15 protein-coding genes and 1 pseudogene are annotated in these 17,474 nt (G+C 70.3%); 10 read left to right on the forward strand and 6 right to left on the reverse strand.

Going from position 1 to position 17,474, the window contains the following annotated elements; genetic code table 11:
- Positions 1 to 139: 139 nt before the first annotated feature.
- Entirely contained in the window at positions 140 to 2,143 is a 2,004-nt protein-coding gene (locus B085_RS44605; protein WP_051102229.1) for an ATP-binding SpoIIE family protein phosphatase, read from the reverse strand.
- A gap of 571 nt (positions 2,144 to 2,714) precedes the next feature.
- Between B085_RS44605 and B085_RS0133045 the strand changes: the two genes are divergently transcribed.
- The gene (locus B085_RS0133045; RefSeq protein ID WP_018562887.1) at positions 2,715 to 3,629 is read left to right on the forward strand and encodes an alpha/beta hydrolase; all 915 of its coding nucleotides are present in this window, start codon (positions 2,715 to 2,717) and stop codon (positions 3,627 to 3,629) included.
- Between the two features lie 427 nt (positions 3,630 to 4,056).
- On the opposite strand, the gene B085_RS0133055 is transcribed toward B085_RS0133045, so the two are convergent.
- Complete coding sequence (locus B085_RS0133055) at positions 4,057 to 4,722, reverse strand: sigma-70 family RNA polymerase sigma factor (protein WP_026251694.1); 666 nt, start codon at positions 4,720 to 4,722, stop codon at positions 4,057 to 4,059.
- Between the two features lie 352 nt (positions 4,723 to 5,074).
- On the opposite strand from B085_RS0133055, the gene B085_RS0133060 reads away from it, so the two are divergent.
- On the forward strand, positions 5,075 to 6,349 hold the full coding sequence (locus B085_RS0133060) for an alpha/beta hydrolase (RefSeq protein WP_018562890.1): 1,275 nt from the start codon (positions 5,075 to 5,077) through the stop codon (positions 6,347 to 6,349).
- A gap of 263 nt (positions 6,350 to 6,612) precedes the next feature.
- Positions 6,613 to 7,338 carry a dienelactone hydrolase family protein gene (locus B085_RS0133065; protein ID WP_018562891.1) on the forward strand — a complete coding sequence of 242 codons (726 nt, stop codon included), beginning with the start codon at positions 6,613 to 6,615 and terminating at the stop codon, positions 7,336 to 7,338.
- A 125-nt stretch (positions 7,339 to 7,463) separates the two neighbouring features.
- Here the strand turns inward: B085_RS0133065 and B085_RS44610 are convergent, their stop codons facing one another.
- Positions 7,464 to 8,489 (reverse strand): helix-turn-helix domain-containing protein, encoded by a 1,026-nt coding sequence (locus B085_RS44610; protein ID WP_018562892.1) that lies wholly within the window; start codon positions 8,487 to 8,489, stop codon positions 7,464 to 7,466.
- 983 nt (positions 8,490 to 9,472) lie between these two features.
- Between B085_RS44610 and B085_RS0133075 the strand changes: the two genes are divergently transcribed.
- Both B085_RS0133075 and B085_RS0133085 read left to right on the forward strand, forming a co-directional pair.
- A complete protein-coding gene (locus tag B085_RS0133075; RefSeq protein WP_018562893.1) occupies positions 9,473 to 10,045 on the forward strand; it encodes a dihydrofolate reductase family protein in 573 nt (190 codons plus the stop codon).
- 730 nt (positions 10,046 to 10,775) lie between these two features.
- Positions 10,776 to 11,960, forward strand: a complete 1,185-nt coding sequence (locus B085_RS0133085; RefSeq protein WP_026251695.1) for a PP2C family protein-serine/threonine phosphatase — start codon at positions 10,776 to 10,778, stop codon at positions 11,958 to 11,960.
- A gap of 445 nt (positions 11,961 to 12,405) precedes the next feature.
- Here B085_RS0133085 and B085_RS52030 read toward each other — a convergent pair whose 3' ends face one another.
- Positions 12,406 to 12,723, reverse strand: a complete 318-nt coding sequence (locus tag B085_RS52030) for a DUF6098 family protein (RefSeq protein ID WP_420706634.1) — start codon at positions 12,721 to 12,723, stop codon at positions 12,406 to 12,408.
- Between the two features lie 34 nt (positions 12,724 to 12,757).
- Between B085_RS52030 and B085_RS0133090 the strand changes: the two genes are divergently transcribed.
- Together B085_RS0133090 and B085_RS46030 are read left to right on the forward strand one after the other, a co-directional pair.
- Positions 12,758 to 12,958 (forward strand): hypothetical protein, encoded by a 201-nt coding sequence (locus B085_RS0133090; protein WP_037732964.1) that lies wholly within the window; start codon positions 12,758 to 12,760, stop codon positions 12,956 to 12,958.
- 881 nt (positions 12,959 to 13,839) lie between these two features.
- Complete coding sequence (locus B085_RS46030) at positions 13,840 to 14,166, forward strand: hypothetical protein (protein ID WP_086020766.1); 327 nt, start codon at positions 13,840 to 13,842, stop codon at positions 14,164 to 14,166.
- 558 nt (positions 14,167 to 14,724) lie between these two features.
- Here B085_RS46030 and B085_RS50230 read toward each other — a convergent pair.
- On the reverse strand, positions 14,725 to 14,892 hold the full coding sequence (locus B085_RS50230) for a hypothetical protein (protein WP_018562898.1): 168 nt from the start codon (positions 14,890 to 14,892) through the stop codon (positions 14,725 to 14,727).
- A 293-nt stretch (positions 14,893 to 15,185) separates the two neighbouring features.
- On the opposite strand from B085_RS50230, the pseudogene B085_RS44615 reads away from it, so the two are divergent.
- Together B085_RS44615 and B085_RS44620 are read left to right on the forward strand one after the other, a co-directional pair.
- Positions 15,186 to 15,775: pseudogene (locus B085_RS44615) on the forward strand (cbb3-type cytochrome c oxidase subunit I); the annotation flags it as partial.
- A gap of 190 nt (positions 15,776 to 15,965) precedes the next feature.
- Entirely contained in the window at positions 15,966 to 16,280 is a 315-nt protein-coding gene (locus tag B085_RS44620; RefSeq protein ID WP_018562900.1) for a hypothetical protein, read from the forward strand.
- 139 nt (positions 16,281 to 16,419) lie between these two features.
- On the opposite strand, the gene B085_RS0133115 is transcribed toward B085_RS44620, so the two are convergent.
- Complete coding sequence (locus tag B085_RS0133115; RefSeq protein ID WP_018562901.1) at positions 16,420 to 17,100, reverse strand: hypothetical protein; 681 nt, start codon at positions 17,098 to 17,100, stop codon at positions 16,420 to 16,422.
- A 122-nt stretch (positions 17,101 to 17,222) separates the two neighbouring features.
- On the opposite strand from B085_RS0133115, the gene B085_RS0133120 reads away from it, so the two are divergent.
- A partial coding sequence (locus B085_RS0133120) for an Hsp20/alpha crystallin family protein (RefSeq protein ID WP_018562902.1) occupies positions 17,223 to 17,474 on the forward strand: 252 nt, incomplete at its 3' end.

The raw sequence follows: 17,474 nt of genomic DNA on the forward strand, positions 1-17,474 counted from the left end.
TCGGGGGTGCCGGGCGGTGCGACCGGCTGCGGAGCCCGCGCCCTGAACTGGCGGGAGCGCCCGCCGGCCGGAGCTCCCGGCGGTGCGACCGCGGCGGCTGCACCGCCGTCCGCGGACCACCTTCCGCTCGCACCGGACGTCACCGGATCGCCTGCGGGTGCGCGTCCGGGAGGGCGAGCTCGGCCCAGATCGTCTTGCCGTCGGGCCGTTGCCTGGTGCCCCAGCGCTCGGCGAGCTGTGCCACGATGAACAGCCCGCGGCCGCCCTCGTCGAACACCCGGGCTCGCCGCAGGTGGGGAGCGGTGTTACTGGCGTCGGACACCTCGCAGATCAAGGTGTCCTCACGGATGAGCCGCAGTTGTACCGGACCCGAGCCGTAGCGGATGGCGTTGGTGACCAGCTCGCTGATGACCAGCTCCGTGGTGAACGCCAGCTCCCCGAGTTCCCAGCCCTCCAGCCGGGAGGCGGCGAGGTCACGGGCCCGGCCGACCTCCGCGAGGTCCTCCGTGAGGTCCCATGCGACGGCATGGGTGCCGTCGAGTTCCTGCGTGCGGGCGATGACGAGGGCCACGTCGTCCCGGGCCCCCTGGCCGACCACCGTGTGCAGCACGTGGTCGCACATGTCCTCCAGCGCGGGAATGGGATCGGACAGCGCCGTCCGCAGGTGCTTGAGTCCCTCGTCGAGGCTGCGTCCCGGGGATTCGATGAGGCCGTCGGTGTACAGGGCGAGCCGTGTGCCCTTGGGCAGTTCCAGTTCCGCCGCCTCGAAGGGGAGTCCTCCCACGCCCAGGGGCGGGCCGGCGGGGATGTCGAGGTACTCGACGTCCGATCCGGGTCGCATGACGGCGGGCGGCGGGTGGCCGGCCCGGGCGGCCGTGCAGAGGCGTGTGACCGGGTCGTAGATCATGTACAGGCAGGTCGCGACGATCTCGCCGACCGCCGGCCCGACGTCACGGCACACGTCCTGGGGGTCACCGAAGTCCCGGTGCCGGGTGACGACGTCGTCGAGGTGGGTGAGCAGTTCGTCCGGCGGCAGGTCGATGTCGGCGAGCGTACGTACGGCGGCGCGCAGCCGGCCCATGGTGGCCGAGGCGCGAACGCCGTGGCCGACCACGTCGCCCACGACCAGGGCGACCCGGGCCCCCGACAGGGGGATGACGTCGTACCAGTCGCCTCCCACCCCCGCGTACGGGCCCGCGGGGAGGTAGCGCGTGGCCGCGGCCACCGCCGGCTGCCGCGGTGCGCTCGGCGGCAGGAGGCTGCGCTGCAGCGTCAGGGAGATGTTGTGCTCACGGGTGTAGTGGCGGGCGTTGTCCACGCACACCGCGGCCCGGTCGCCGATCTCCTGTGCCAGGAGCAGGTCGTCGGCGTCGAAGGGATCCCTGCCCGGGATACGTGTGAAGAGTGCCGCGCCCAGGGTCACTCCCCGGGCGCGAAGGGGGATCGCCAGCGCGGAGCGTACCCCGCTCGTGCCGGCGTCGCCTTCATCGGCGGGCGGGGAGGCGCCGGGGTCGGTGATCTCCAGCATTCCGGGTTCGCCCGTGAACAGCCCGGCGGTCGGTTCCGCGCCCGGCCGGTAGACGACGGGATCGCCGGGCTGCACCGCCTCCGAAGCCGCGGACGGGCCCGCCACCGCGGTACGGCGCAGGGTGAGGTCACCCGTGCCGGGCCGCAGGACGGGTTCGTCGCCCTGGAGGACGCTGTCGAAGAGGTCCACGTAGGCGTGGTCGGCGAAGCGGTGCACGGCGACCTCGGCCAGTTCCTCGGTGGTTCGGGTCGCGTCGAGAGTGCTTCCGACACGGCTGCTGGCCTCACTGAGCAGCGCGAGCCGCTCGCGAGCGATCATGAGCCGACGGAAGCGCGTCTCGCCGGCGACACGGATCCTGCAGACGGCCGCGCTGATGCCCAGGGCCACCGCCAGTGCCGTGATGATCGTGATCTGGTTGGCGCGCCCCATGTCCTGAAGGAGGACTCCGTAGAGCGCGATGGCGGCGGCCAGGTTGAACAGGCCGACGATCACGGTCTGCCGCACCGGCAGCAGCGCACTTGCCACGACCGGAATCAGGACGGCGTACTCGGCTATGCCCATGATGTGCACGTCGGCGGCCGCAAGTGCCAGTCGCAGGACCGAGATCAGCACCACGCTGAGAAGCAGGAGGACAAAGCCCCTGCTCGGTCGGACCGGATGCACGCAGTACACCTCCCCACCGGGAGCGGGACGTGGCGACAACCTCCGTCTGCGGTTCCCGGGCGGCAGGCGACAACATCCCTTCGAGAGAAATTGTTGCATTGAGTAATGCTTTGTGCCAGGACGCTCCGGCAGGCCGGGCCCCGCGGGCCTCTCCCTTACGGCCCCGGCGGGGCGACGGGGCCGTAAGGGAGCGCGGAGACGGGCCCGTCGTCACGTCCCACCTGACCGGTGCGCGTCCGGCGTGCATCCCCGGTGCCGTCCGCCGGGTGGCCGCGCTCAGACGTCGCCGGGCCCCCGGACGGCGATCGGACGGTGGTCGGCCCGCCGGGCCCGCGTCTGCCTCGCGGGACGAGACAGCGCGGTGAAGAACGCCGAGGGCGCCCGCAACCCCCGCCGCGGCCACACGTCTGTCAAGGCGGAAGCGGATGCGGATGACGCGACCGCAGATGACAGCCCCGGGTGCCCGGCCTGCCCTCTCGAGGGCCGTTCGGACGCCCGACCGGTAAGGCGAGAAGGAAGAAGAGTGAGAAGAGATCCGCGGACGATCCTGGTCGCGCTGCTGTGTCTCGGTGCACTGGCGGCATGCTCCGCCGGGCCGGACGCCGCCCGCGCGCCGGGCTCCGTACACACGTCGGCGGTGGCCGAGCAGTCACCCCGCGAACCCTCGGGGCAGGGCCGGGAAACGCGGGGCACCACCCGGCCCACTCCCCGGCCGCCCGCGTCCTACACCCCCAGCTGGCCCGACAGGACGGTTCGCAACAGCTCCGGCTACCTCGTCGACTCCTGCGTTCCCGAAGCCCTGCGCGGCAAGGCGACGTCACTGACCACGAGTGACGGAGCGCATCTGTCCGCCCTCGAACTCGGCGACGGCCCCGACGGGGTGCTCCTCGACCACGAGCAGGGCTACAGCATCTGCTCCTTCCTCGACATCGGCCAGGAGCTCGCCTCCCGCGGATATCACGTGATGCTCCCGGAGTACCGCAATCACGGCGCCTCGGAAGAGGTGCCCGACGACAACCAGAACATCGACCGGGACGCCCGCGCCGCCCTCGCGGAACTCAAACGCCTGGGCGCGAAGCGAGTCTTCGTCGGAGGCGCGTCGTGCGGCGGAACCACCGCGGCCGTCGTCGGCGCCGAGCGGACTCTGCCGGTCGCCGGGCTGCTCATCATGTCCTCTCCCGCCCGTTGCGGCGGCGACGGCGTGGCCGCGGTGAGGAGAATCGACGCGCCCTCCCTGTTCGTCGTCTCACCCGGCGACATGAACGGCGCCGTGGAGAAGCAGGTCCGTGAGCTGTACGCGGCCTCCGCCGCGAAGGACAAGAAGCTCGTCATCGATCCGAGCGGATTCCACGGGACCAGCATGATCCACGAAAGCCCCCGGGGAGCGGCACTGAAGGACCGGGTGATCCGCTTCGTCGAGGCCGCCTACGCCCGCTGACGATGACGGGAGGCCGGCCGGGGCGCCGGCGGCTACCTCGGGGCGACCTCGGGACGTACGGGCCCCGAACGCTCGGCAGGGCCGGCGGAGGGCGGTGCGGGAACGGGTGCGGAGGTCTTCCGGCCCGGTGACGCCGTCGGGCCGGGAGCACCGGTCGGTGAGACCGAAGGACCGGCCGGGACCACTGAAGGATCCCGGGGCCGTTCGTGGGTTCCGAGCCCTAGGAGGAAGGCCGCCGCCACCGCGGCCGCCAGTGCCACGGCCGCGGTGGCGGCGGCCGTCCGGAGCCAGTGCCGCCGCACGCCGGCCGAGGACGGCGGCCGCGCCGGGCGTAGGTCTCCGGCGCCGACGGCGGCGGCGCGGGCGGCCAGCGCCTCACGCAGGACGTCCTCCAGCCGGTCCGTACCCCCGGGGCCGGTCCGCGCGCTCATCGGGCCGCCTCCAACCTCTTGGCCAGGGCGGTCAGTGCCCGGCTGGCCGTGGACTTGACCGTCCCGCGCGACAGTCCGAGCGTTTCGGCGATCTGGGCTTCCGACAGATGCGACCAATAGCGCAGTACGAGGACCTCGCGCTGCCGCCGGGTGAGCGAACGCAGCGCGGCCAGCACCTCGCGGTGTTCCTCCTTGAGCAGGACGTCCTCGTCGGCCGGTGGGACGGGCGCTTGCCGCTCCGGCACGTACGCGCGGGTGGTCCGGCGCCTGCGCAGCACCGAGCGCGCGCCGTTCACCACGCTGGTCCTCAGGTAAGCCTCGGGGTCGGCCAGGGCGGTGAGTGTCGCGCCGTGACGGCGGAACATGGCCGTGAACGCGTCCTGGACCACGTCCTCGGCGGTGGGATGGTCGTCGACGAGGAGCAGGGCCATGCGGACGTAGTACAACCTGCGGTGGTGGTAGAGGTCGTTGATGTCGGGCGTGACGTCACCGCGGTGCCGGTCGGGCGCGGCCTGGGGGGCGGGTCCGAGCGCGCCCACGTGGTGCCCGCTGTGCCGCCGCCCTTCGGACAACCTCAGCAGCAGATGTGCCCAGCGGCGACGAAGCGCACCCGCCCCGGTGCGGGCAGGAAGGAACGGAGCATGCTGCGCGGCCGCGTTCATCGCCGACGTGCTCTCCGCCCGGCCGGGGCATCGGCGCCGGACGGCGGCCGGAGCGAACTCCTGACGGCGGTGGCATCTGGGGTCATGCGTACCTCACCATGTCGTGTCTGCATGCGGAGGCGGACCCTCCTCCCCTAGAGACGTGCGGGGCCGGAAGTCGTTGCCGATTCCGGCAGAATGCGGCCTCGCTCACACGTCACAGCGCGCAGGGCGCCACGGGCGGGAGGGACGGAACCCGGCGCCGGATCCACGGCCCCCGCAACCTCGGGCCTTCCCGGGCGTCTGTCGGATGGAAGCCGACATCCGGCGAACGGCAGTCGCCTGCCGACGCCGCCGCTCATGGAGACGATCTTTGAAGCACAACGACTCACCGGCCGTTCCCCGCCGGCGACTGCTCCGGTCCTGCGTACTCGCCGCGTCGACGGCGGCGCTCCTCCTGCCACAGGCACTGGCGGGAAGTCCCGCTTCCGCCGCGCCCCGCGGCACCGCCGCCGACAGTCCGCAGCGCGTTGCCACCCTCACGTACGACCTGGGTGACCGGGCCTACACGCTGCCGGAAACCGGGGAACCGGTCGAGATCGCCGCGACCGTGCACTACCCGGAGCGCCTCGGCACCACCCCGCGGCCGCTCGTCGTCCTCCTGCACGGATGGCACGAGACGTGCGCGGACCGGGCGGCAGCGGCCGCCCGCGACGCCGCCGAACAGGCCGACGACTGGGACGCGTACGCGGCCGCCTCGCAGAAGCTGTTCAGCTGGCCCTGTGCCCCGGGCACGCCACCCATCCCGAACGACCGCGGCTACGACTACCTCGGCGAGAAACTGGCCCGCCACGGCTTCGTCGTGGTGTCCGTCCGCGCCAACGGCATCAATGCCTCATCGGTGTGGGGCGACGACAACGCCTCCGCCCGGGCCGACCTGATCAACAAGCACCTCGCCCTGTGGCAGCAGCTCGACGCCACCGGGCGCGGTGGTCTCGTCGGCGCGTTCCGCGACGCGGCCACGGGCAAGCCGCGGCGCGTCGACTTCCGGCACCACGTCGACCTGAACCGGGTCGGCACCCTGGGCCACTCGCGCGGCGGCGCGGGCGTCACATGGCAGGCGGCCGACCGCCACAAGGCCCAGCTGCCCGCCGGCGTCGAGGTCAGGGCGGTCATGGCGCTCGCCCCCGCCTACAACGTCATGACCGAGGACATGACGGCGTACGAGATCACGAAGACGCCCATGGCCGTGATCCGGGGGACCTGCGACGGCCAGGTGGGCCGGGAGGCCCTCTCCTTCGCCGCCGACGCGACCGCCGAGAGCACCGCACGGTTCCACCGGATCGAGATACACGGTGCGAACCACAACTACTTCAACACGCAGTGGTCGCCCGACAGCCGGCAGGTCGTCGCCTGGGACGACGCCGGCCACGACGTCAGTCGTCCCGGCCGGTGCACCGAGCCCGGTGCGTCCGCCTACGAGGCCCAACTCACCGAGGACGGCCAGCGCCACGTCGGGGCGGCCTACATCGACGCCTTCTTCCGGCGGTATCTCACCGGCGACAAGCGGTTCGACGCGATGCTGACCGGCAGGCGCCACCCGCTGGCACACATCGCTCCCGTCGACGTGACGGCTGGCAGGCCCTGACCTCGCGGGTGCGGTTGCTCCTCCCGGCAGGCCCGGGAGGAGCAACCGCACCCGCCGCTCCAGCGCCGGGTCGCGCCGCGAAGCCCGCAGAAACCCGTTGGCGGACGACGGCCACCGTTGCTACCCTCCCCGAGGCCGTGCGAGTGAACGAGGAGGTGGTACCCGTGAACGCAGTTTCGACATGGGTGCTCCACTCCGGGGTCACGGTCGGGCGGTAGGTCGTCCGGGAGCGCCGTTCAAGAGCACTCCCGAAAGGCTCGACCATGCACTTCACTTCCGCACAGCGTCTCGACGACGGTGTCCTCGAGCGCGAGTTCACCCTCGGCGAGATCCCCGGCACCCTGTGGACGCCCGAACCCGCCGCGCCGCTCCCGCTGGTTCTGATGGCGCACAACAACGGCCTGCCCAAGGCGGATCCCCGTCTGGTGGCCCGGGCCCGCTACACCGCGGCGCGCGGTTACACGGTGGCCACCATCGACGCCGCCGGGTGCGGCGACCGTCCCCGTTCCGCCGCCGACGAGCAGGCCCGTGCCGACCTCCGGCGGGCGATGCAGGCCGGTGAGCCGGTCGACGAGATCCTCGAGTCCTTCATCGGCCCGCTGGTCGAGAACGCGGTTCCGGAATGGCAGGCCACTTTGGACGCCCTCCTCGAACTGCCCGGGATCGGCGGCCCCGTCGGGTACTCCGGGGGGTGGGCCGCCCTCGGCATCCGGCTGGCGGTGGTCGAGCCGCGCATCGCGGCCGCGGGCCTCTTCGCCGGAGGGTACGTGCCTCGTGCCCAGCGCGAGGAAGCCCGGCAGGTCTCCATTCCGCTGCTGTTCCTGCTGCAGTGGGACGACCAAGGGAACCCCCGGCAACGGGCCCTGGACCTGTTCGACGCCTTCGGCAGCAAGGAGAAGACGCTGCACGCCAATCCGGGTGGGCACATCGGCACCCCGTGGTTCGAGCTCGAGGACGGGTGCCGTTTCCTGGACCGGCATCTGAAGTGAGGCCGGGCCGTCCGGCGGGCAGTGGACGGCAGGTGCACCGCCGCCCCGATCCCGGCGGTAGCCGCGATCGGGGCGGCGCTCGGTATTAAGCGCCGGCATGGGCCGGGAGCTGAGGAGACCCCGGGTCACTTGTCAGGCTGCCCGGGGAGGGGGCCGGTGGCCTGCAGGGGTGCAGCCTGCGGGACGCCGGCCTGCCGCCACTGCGCGGGGGAGAGGCCGTAGACCGTACGGAAGGCGCGGCTGAAGTGGGCGTGGCTGGCGAAGCCCCAGCGGTGCGCGATGGCAGCCACCGTCTGCCCCGAGAGTTCGGGGCGGAGGAGATCCCTGCGGCAGGCCTCGAGCCGGAGGCGCTTGATCCAGCGGCCGACGGTCATGGGCTCGTCCTGGAAGAGCTGGTACAGGTAGCGGAGGGAGATGTGGTGGGCCGCCGCGACTGTCGCCGGGGCGAGGGTGGGCTCGTCCAGGTGGGCGCGGATGTACGCGCGGAGGCGCTGCAGGAGGGCCTGCTCCACCGCGGCCTGTTCCCCGGCGCTTCCCTCCAGGGCGATCAGAGCCGTCAGCACATCGACGATCCCCTGCCTGAGGAACTCCGTGGAGGCCGGTGCGAAGTTGCAGTGGTCCGGTGCGCGGATGCAGCGGTCCGTGATCGTGACGAGTCCGTTGACGTACGAGGCGAGGATTCCGCTGATTCCGTGGCCGGGGGAGTAGGTCCGGCCGGTGGCCAGACGCAACGCCGAGTCGGGGAGTTCCACCAGCTGGCGGGGGACTGTGGCGACGTGTTGTCGTACGGGGCAGGTGTAGTCCAGGACGTAGGGCCTGCGGGTGTCGAGGATGACGAGTTGGCCGGCCGCGACCGGGGTTTCCCGGCCGTCTTGGGTGGCGATGCCGTACCCGGTCCTTTGGAGGCTGACGACCAGCGAGTCGTCGCCGTCCGCGGCGATGAGCGACGCGCTTCGCACCATCCGTTGCGGGCTGGCATCGAGGGACCCGACCTGGACGCCCGCGACGCATGCCTGGCGTATGGTGCCGTGGATCTTGGTTTCCGCCTGTGTGTGGACCTCCAGCCGGATGAAGGCCTTGCCTACGGCGTCCGTCCAGTACTCGGCCCGCTCGGCGGGCGGTTTTCTGTCGGTGCAGAATGCTTGGATCACGATGTCCTCGCGAAGGGCCAGGAGGCATTGGGCCCCCTGGAGGCTGCGCGGGGTGCGACAACGGGGACCCCTTACGCTGCCACCGTAAGGTCCTGCCGCGGTCTCGGGCGGCCTGGCGGGCGAGTGTGCAGGACATCCGTAGAGGTGTGGCGCGGGGGCTGCGGGATTCCCGCTGTGCAGCTATGTGCCGCTGAGCATGCTGTCGCACATTCCGCGGACGTCACCATTCCGGCCGGTGCCTGCCAAGCATCGATTGTCCTTCCCGGCAACGCGCCGCGCCCCCTGCGCCGTCGCGGGCACACTCGACGGCGCCGAGTGGTCCTGCATCCTGATGTCCCGCACCATCTGCGCGTCCGCATCGGCATCGGCAAGCCCGGGGCCAGGCGTACGAGGCCGCGCTCGCAGTGGCCGGCCGGCTCGACCCGGGCCGGATCCCGTTCGTCGGCGACCGCACCCCCGTACTGCCCCGGCCACCCGGATGAAATCGCCGAAAATCCAGGTCAGTTGCGCCCGCGCCGACCGTCTCTGACCGGTCGGTGCCGGGTCAACGGCAGCCGCCCGAACCGCCCCGCAGACTTCCGGGAACGATGTGGGCCTCACCTGGGCCGCGCCCCGCTCGTGGCCTTCGCTGCTTGCCCGATTGCCGCGCTTCCCTTCTGCCGCTCGAAGGCCGCGCGATGGCGCGCTGGTCCGTGAGCGTGCCGGTGGCATCGACCCGCGGCCGGTGACCGCGACCGCATCGACCCAGCCGGGCTCGGCGTCATCGAGTGCCGCCTGATCCCGCTGCTCGCTGCGCCCACTCGCCTGGACGTGTCCTCGCACAGCAACCGCGTGGCGGCGCACACCGACAACTCGAATCTCCTTGACAAATTTTTTTGTCGGATGGATCCTGGGTACACGCGCCAGCAGCGAACTGCCGCCTGCGGGCGGTCGCGTGGGCACCAAGCGATCGAAGAACCGACACGAGAGACCGAGGAGCCGTGATGCGCACCCTGATCAGCACCGCTTTCATTTCCCTCGACGGCGTCATGGAGGCCCCGGGTGGCGAATCCGGCTACCGGAACTCCGGATGGACCTTCAAGGACATCGAGTTCGTCCCGGAGGCATACGAGATCAAGGGGCGCGAGCAGAGCGAGGCGGCAGCGATCCTGATGGGCCGGGTGAGCTACGAGGCGTTCAGCCCGGTGTGGCCGGACATGGTGGAGTTCGCCGCCTACAAGGCGATGCCGAAGTACGTCGTCTCGACCGTTCTTGCCGAGGGCGACCTGGTCACGAACTGGGGCGAGACCACGATCCTGCGCTCGCTGGACGAGGTCGCCGCTCTGAAGCGGACCGAGGGCGGCCCGATCATCGTCCACGGCAGCGCGTCCCTGAACCAGAGCCTCTCGGACGCCGGCCTGATCGACCGCTACCACCTGCTGGTCTTCCCGCTGCTGCTCGGTGCGGGCAAGCGCCTGTTCAGTGGGGCGGACAAGGACACGCAGAAGCTGAAGCTCGTCGAGCACGCGGTCTACGGGAACGGCCTGCAGAAGAACGTCTTCGACGTCGTACGCTGACGCACGCGGCGCGGGCTCGGGCAGACCGAGGCCGGCGAAGCCGGGCGCACAAGGCTTCCCGGGCGCGCGGAATTCCGAATCCGGGCGAGAGACCGCCCCCAGCATGGGGGGATGGCTTCCTCTCTTCCCGGGCGGCGCTCCGTCCGGGAAGAGAGAGCGGACCGCCGCCCCAGGGCCCGCCTCATCCGTCGATCGACCGAAACCACGACGGCCCGCGCCGCTTCGCCGCGGACGCGGGCCGTTCCCTTGCCCATGGCCCCCGAACTCAGGCAGCGGTCACGGTCACCAAGCAGGCCAGAGCTCCCTGGGGGTGCTACACGAAGAGGCGGACGCCCCTGCTCGCCTGCAGCGGCGCGGAAAAGGCCACGCGGAAGCGCACGTGCAGCATGAGCTGGGGCTCGGCCGAGGAGATCATGGAACGGTGAGTCGGGCCATCGGCTCGCAATGGTCGGCGGGCGCGTTCGGCTTCGTCCGTAGTCGCAGCGCACGCGTCGGCCTCGGTACGGCCTGCAGCGTGCCGCTTCCAAGGAGGTGCAGTTCGCGCGGCCCGGTCGCAAGCTGCCGCATGGATTGCCGCTTCGACAGCGCGGCGAGACAGTAGAAACCTGGGGTGAGCCCATATCGCCCGCGGCCGCAATGGGCATCTTGATCCTGGGCACGAGACGGTGGCGCTTGACGGGTCTCCGGCGGTGCCGACAGCTTGAGGGAGGCCCTCGTGGAGCCTGATCCGATGCAGCTGGCGGAGGTGCTCAACGCGGCAGAGGACGCAGCGCCGGTGGAGTCGGTCGACGTGGTCGCACGCCACCTTCGCGACCGGTTCGACGCACGGTATGTGGCCTTCCTCTTCGTGGACGTCATCCGGCAGCGGTTGGTGCGGGTCAGCGAGCACGCCGCGTGGCAAGGCAGCCGCCAGGTCGAACACGTTCCACTGGCAGGCAGTCCTTATGACGAGGCCCTGCGTACCCAGCGGCTGGTGCATGAGCCCGATGGCGCCCAGGGGTACCGGGTGCTCGCGCCGGTGACCAACCGCGGCGACTCCATCGGGGTGCTGGAGCTGACCGTGCCGCGCCCCACGGAGGAGATGCTGCGCCAGGTTCAGGAGACGGCGCACGCCCTCGCGTACATCATCGTCACCGACCGCCGCTTCACCGACCTCTACCAATGGGGACAGCGCACCACGCAAGTGAGCCTGGCCGCCGAAATCCAGCGTCAACTACTGCCCACCGCCTCATGTTGCGAGGCAGCCCAGTTCATCCTTGCCGCAGCTTTGGTACCCGCGAACTCTATCGCCGGGGACACCTACGACTACTCCCTCGACCACGAGACCCTCCACCTGTCCATCACCGACGCCATGGGCCACAATGTGGAATCCGCGCTGCTGGCCACCCTCCTGGTCAACGCCTCCCGCGGGGCCCGACGTGCCGGCTGCGATCTCGCGGAACAAGCCCGACGCACACACCAGGCACTCCTCGACCACGCCCCGGGCACCCTCGCCACCGGCCAACTGATCCGCGTAGCCCTGGACGGAACCAGCTTTCAACTGATCAATGCCGGGCATCCCTGGCCGCTCCTCCTGCGCGACGGCGCGGCGGATGAAGCACGACTGAATGTCGACCTGCCCTTCGGCGTCCCCTCACCTATGCCGTTCAGAGTGCAGAACCTGGACCTGCAGGCCGGCGACCGACTCCTGCTCTACACCGACGGCATGCAAGAACGCGCGGCGCAGGCCGTGGACCTGCCGGCCATCCTCCGCGAAACCACCAAAGAGCACCCTCGTGAAGTCGTACGCACCTGCACCTCTGCGGTAACCGATGCCTGCGGACCACAGTTGGAGGACGACGCCTGCGTGATGTGCCTGGACTGGCACGGTCCTCAGACCTACGGCCGCTCCACAAGGGCCGGAGCAGACATCTGACTACAGGCAAGGCAAGGTGAAGACCTCACTCGGTCATGAGCGTGGCGCGAGCAGGACCACGTCGTGGTGTGGATGCTGTCGGAGCTGAAGGCGCGGACCCGAGGGAGGAACACTTCACAGTCAAAATGGCCGGGCGCTGACAGCGGGCGTCGGCTCGTGGGGACCGGACGGTCACGCGTCTTCGTTACCGGCGTCCTCCTCCGGCACTACGTGCACGGCGGCCTCTTCTGCGCCGGTGGTACCGCCGTTGATGTCGAAAGCCGGTCGCCTGACCAGTCGGGAAGGGCCGCGGTGCCGTTCGTTCGTGGGCCTCCGTGGCGTTGCCGGAGCCTGCTGGCGTCAGCCCTCGACGGTGACGGGCGGCCCGGCCGTAGGGATGAACTCCTCTGCCCGCTGTGACAGTTGCCGATGAAGTGCACGTGGAGCGAGGTGTCGGAAGGCAATGTCATGATCCCCCGTGTACGGCAGGCGGTGTCGCTCGGCGCAAGGTGCCCCAGCCGTCGTGTTTGCGTGGCACGTCTGTCTCGGCCTCCGCGATGACGACGGCGCTCAGCCAGGCGAGTGGATGCACCTCCGCCACCAGCGGCTCGTCGTCGGGACCGTGACCGACGAGCCCGCCCGGCCGCAGCTTCGCCCCGCACGACCAGGCGGACCGAGCGGCCCCGCTCGTCCAGAGCCGAGAGGATGCGGGCGGGGCCGCGCCCGTGGCGCCCCGTCCTGGGGGCTGTCTCGTTCCGCTTGGGACGGGGCCGCACCTCCACACTGCGCCTCAACCGCCCCAGGGGCATCCTGACGGGATGGAGCACCGCATAGTCGTGATGCCACCGGGGGACACCGGCGGCCGGGTCGTGCGCGTCGACAACGCGATCCTGGGCACCGCGTACCGCATGGCAGACCTGTTGGAGTTCCTACGCCGCACTGGCCTCGACCCCGACGACGTCAGCGTCCTCGATCCCGACTTCTTCGACTGGCGCGGTGGCGGCCCCGATGTGTGGTGATCGCCTCTGGGGCATCTCGATGCCGTGATCAATCTTCTTGTGCCGGAAGCCGGAAGAAGTCATGGCCGGAGCGCGCGCATCGGGGCTCTGCGGAGTGGTTCAACGACTCAAAGGCTTCGGCGTCACCGAGCAGGACGGTGGGGCGGATGTGCGGTGAGCACCGCAGCCCTTGAGACCGAGGGCGCCAGGAGTCTGGCTGAAGGCCAGAAGGTGACGATTGAGGTCAGAACCGCGCGAAGGGCGCTCAGGCCGAGAACGGCGCCGCTGGGCTCTCGGCGATCGCCAGCGGCTCGGATTGCTGGCTTGCCGTGCAGCCGTCAGTCGCAAGCCTGCACCGGCTCGGCCGGTTCCTCGGCCTCGGCGCCGGCCCTCCACGCGAGCGGCGGAGGGCACAAGTTTCGCCTTTCGGGTTTCAGTCTCGTCGACAAGGCAAGGCGAAGGAGCGGAGCCACCGTCCTCCGTCGCGGGGGTGGCGGTGGCTCCCCGAGGGGGTTTCCCCTCGGCGGTTGGTGCCCTTGTAGATCGGGGCCTCTCTCCACGCTGGGCCCCGATCGACGAGGAGGCCACGATGGACGAGACAAGCCGCGTGCACCGTCCTGGGGAGAAAGTCCCCGCCAGCGGAACATACGAGTGCACCTGCGGCCAGGGCCACCGCTTCACCGGCACGGACGTGCTGGGCCACACCTTCCCGCCGGTCCCGAGAGGTTGCTCAGGAATCGGCTGGAACCTCTTGACCCCCGCCCATGCGGAGCGGAGCCCGTAGGACGAAGTTGCCCGCCTGGCTGTGCGGGGCCAAGCAAGCGGTCAGGCAGGCCTCAGACGCGGTCCCGCCAAACACTGACCCGCCTGCCGCGGCGGGACCGCCACCTTTGGGACCGATCATGATCATCAACAGCATCACCGCCCGCCGGGTTGCCGCGGCCGCCCTCGCGGCACCCATCCTCACGTTGATCGGAGTCGGCGCTGCCGCCGCCGCGCCACAGCAGACCGTCAAGACCACGCAGCAGTCCGTCGTCGCCCACGGCGGTTGCTGGGGCTACGGTTGCGGCTACGGCGGCTACGGCGGCTACGGCGGCTACGGCGGCTACGGCGGCTACGGCGGCTACGGCGGCTACGGATTCGGGCCAGGATTCGGGTACGGACCCGGTTACGGCTATGGATACGGATCCGGCTACGGCGGCAACGGCGTCATAGTGATTCTGGGGTAACCGCAAGCGAACTGACAGTGACGCCCCACCCGGGTACCGATGTAAACGTGCCGGTGCCCCTGAGTGAGCCCTCCCGTCGGCTGCGGGAGGGCCCCGATCGAAGGGCGGTGTGAGCCCACCGCTGGTACTGCCCGAGCAAGGGGCCAACTGCCATGCCGGACGCTGTCGATTCCGGATCGGTTCGGGACAGCTGGTGCGGTCAGCACATCTGGGACCTGTCCGGACCCGGAAAGCGCCGGCGATGGCTCGATCGGCTTGCTCCGGCTCCGGACCGGGGGTCTGGGGGCGAGGGTGTCCTCGGCCCCTGTGGGGATTCCGCGCAGGCCGCGTAAGGCGCAGGCCCGGCGACGGGTGCGGTTGAACGGTGACCCGCCAAGTCTGCCGGGAACATCGCTTTCTCGGGTGATGGCGAAATGGCGGTGGCTCGATCCTGTGTCACGCCTCCGCTTCGGACGTCGACGGCCTGTCGCGGGAGCTGAAGGAACCTCTTGAGGCAGTCACGTCCGTTCTGGCACCGCCCCAACGGCCAGTACGACGCTCCTTGCGGTGGGTGGTCCCTCAGCGGAGCAGACTTTGACGCCTGTGGCGCCCTCTCGCGACGATGTAGACGAAGTCGAGCACGAGGACCACGATGCCGATGATCAAAAGGTAGAACAGACCATGGGCAACCGCGCCGATCAAACCAAGGATGATCGCCGCGATGATCAGCAACAGGAAAAGCACCATTTCCGAGTACCTCCTCGACGCAGCTCCGCGACGGGCGGATGCCATCGCCACCCCGCGACGTGAGCAATGGCTCCAGTAGGGCGTCTTGCCTCGGGCAGGCGTGGGAAACCACTACACCGGAGTAACTCACCGCGCGCCGAACCGCCCCGCATTCGCGCTGACGGTACGCGCGCGATGGGACCGCCACGTAGCCTTTGGCCTGGTCACCGGTCACCGTGCCTGTCTACCTCTACTCCGCGACCGAGAAGCACGGGAGCGGGTTTCTTCAGGTCACGCGAGCGGCGGGACGCGCATCCATGATGCTGCTGGTGTTCGCCACCCCGCTGTTCGCCGGGTTCGCCAACGCCACATGCCGCTCCAGATCGGCTCGCCCGACGTGGCCTTTCCCCGGCTGAACGTGCTGTCGTACTGGCTGTTCCTGTTCGGATCGCTGATCGTCGTCGCCGGACTCTTCACCACCGAGGGCACCGCGGACTTCGGCTGGACCGCCTACACCCCGCTGTCCGGCGGCGAACGCACCCCCTACGTCGGCGGCGACATGTGGGTGATCGGTCTGGCGATGTCCGGCTTCGGCACCATCCTGGGCGCGGTCAACTTCATCACCACGATCATCTGCATGCGCTGCCCGGGGATGACCATGTTCCGGATGCCGATCTTCACCTGGAACATCCTGCTGACGTCCGTGCTGGTGCTGTTCGCGTTCCCGTTGCCGGCCGCGGCCCTGCTCACGTTGTTCGTGGACCGCAAGTTCGGGGCGCACATCTACGATCCGGAGAACGGGGGACCGCTGCTGTGGCAGCACCTGCTCTGGTTCTTCGGCCACCCCGAGGTGTACGTCATCGCGCTGCCGTTCTTCGGCATCGTCACCGAGGTCATCCCGCTCCGAGTCCCCCGCCTTCGACCTGCACCACCCCGAGATCGCCGCGATGGACCAGGAACTCAATGCCGGCCGCCGCGACGTCATCGAACCGGGCAAGGGCGTCGCGAAGCCGCTCGGCGAGGGGACCAGACGTGAGACGACGAACTCCCCACGCTGTGGCCGGCGCTCCGACGGCCGCCGAGGGCATCGCCCAATGCGAGGATTTCCTTCCTGGCACGCGGAGATCAGCGACGCCCAGAGTGCCGCCAGGGGATACGCCGACCGCATGCCCTGGCTGACCACTTCGCAGCGGCACGAAGTCGTACGGCTCTACGTAGCCGACCGGGTCGACCTGGTCCGCGGCATACGGACACGCACCGCCGAGCGCAACAGAGCACTGAACGTCGAGTACATCAGACGCTACGAGGCCATGCGTGACCGACTATTGTGCGCCGTCGTCGCCGTGGCTTTGGTGACCGCGACCATCTGCATTCCTGTGCCTCTCCTGGTGCTCTTGACCGGAGATTGACCCGCCTACGATCCTCTGGCTCGACTCGAGGCTCACACACAACCTTGCCGGCCAAGGCCAGACGCGAGACCTGACCCGGCAGCCCTGGTGCCGCCGGCCGTGGCACGGCTTGGTCAGCCTGCCAGGAACTTCCCGCCGGTCACTCGCCGCCGCGTCGCTGGTCGTCGCTTTCCTGACGCAGCTGCGCCGCGTGCCGGGTGAGAGCGTCGACGCGCGCGGCGACCTCCGGATGCCCCGGCTGCAGGTGAGTGCGGGTGGCCGCAAGGGGAGTCATCAGGCGCGCCGCGTCGTCGTGAGCGAGGGCCTCGTCGACGGCTGCTACGGCGGAGCGGGCGCCGGGCGGAAGATCGGTCAGCCCCGTGACGTGAGCGGCCAGGCGGCGCAGGTCAGCGGCGTTGTCACGCGCCCAGGCAGTGACGGTGCGGTCAGCGGCGCGGCGGTCGCGGGTCGCTCTCACGCGATCCTCGCCCGTGGAGCCCGCCGCTCCCGGCTGCAGCCGAAGGTAGCGGCGTTCGGCGGCCTGACGACTGGCGACCCCGAGGGGACCGGCCAGATCGGCCCAGCTGGCGCCGGCGGCTCGGGCGGTCTCGATCAGCCCCCTCTCCCAGCCCGCGAGCTGCTCGCGCACCTCCCGCAGAAGCACCAGAGAGGCGAGCGCCTCATCGACGTCGTCATCGTGGACCGGCGCCGGTCTCGCGTCTGCGGCACGGGCCTCGCGCACGGCCCGGTCAATGGCACCGAGAGCAGTCGCTGCGGCGAGGAGGGGTACCGGTCCGCGGTCGTCGGCGTCCCTGGGCGCGGGGGGCTCGGTCACGTTCATGGTCGCTCCTTTCGTCATCCGTTTGACGACCCAAGATTTGTCATCGCCTGGACGACATGCTACAAGGGAATCAGGTGAAGCGCATTGGCAGTCACTGCCCGAACCCTTGGAGGTGTTTCACGATGTTGATGCGCACCGACCCGTTCCGTGAGCTGGACCGTCTGACCCAGCAACTGCTGGGGACGTCCGGCACCTGGTCGAGGCCGCAGGCGATGCCCATGGACGCCTACCGCGAGGGCGACCATTACGTGATCGCCCTCGACCTCCCCGGTGTGATCCCGGACGCGATCGACATCGACGTCGAGCGCAACATGCTGACGGTCAAGGCCGAGCGCCGCCCGGTGGCCAAGGCCGACGACGTGCAGATGGAGCTG

Source organism: Streptomyces sp. BoleA5 (genome assembly GCF_000373665.1).
Classification (GTDB): domain Bacteria; phylum Actinomycetota; class Actinomycetes; order Streptomycetales; family Streptomycetaceae; genus Actinacidiphila.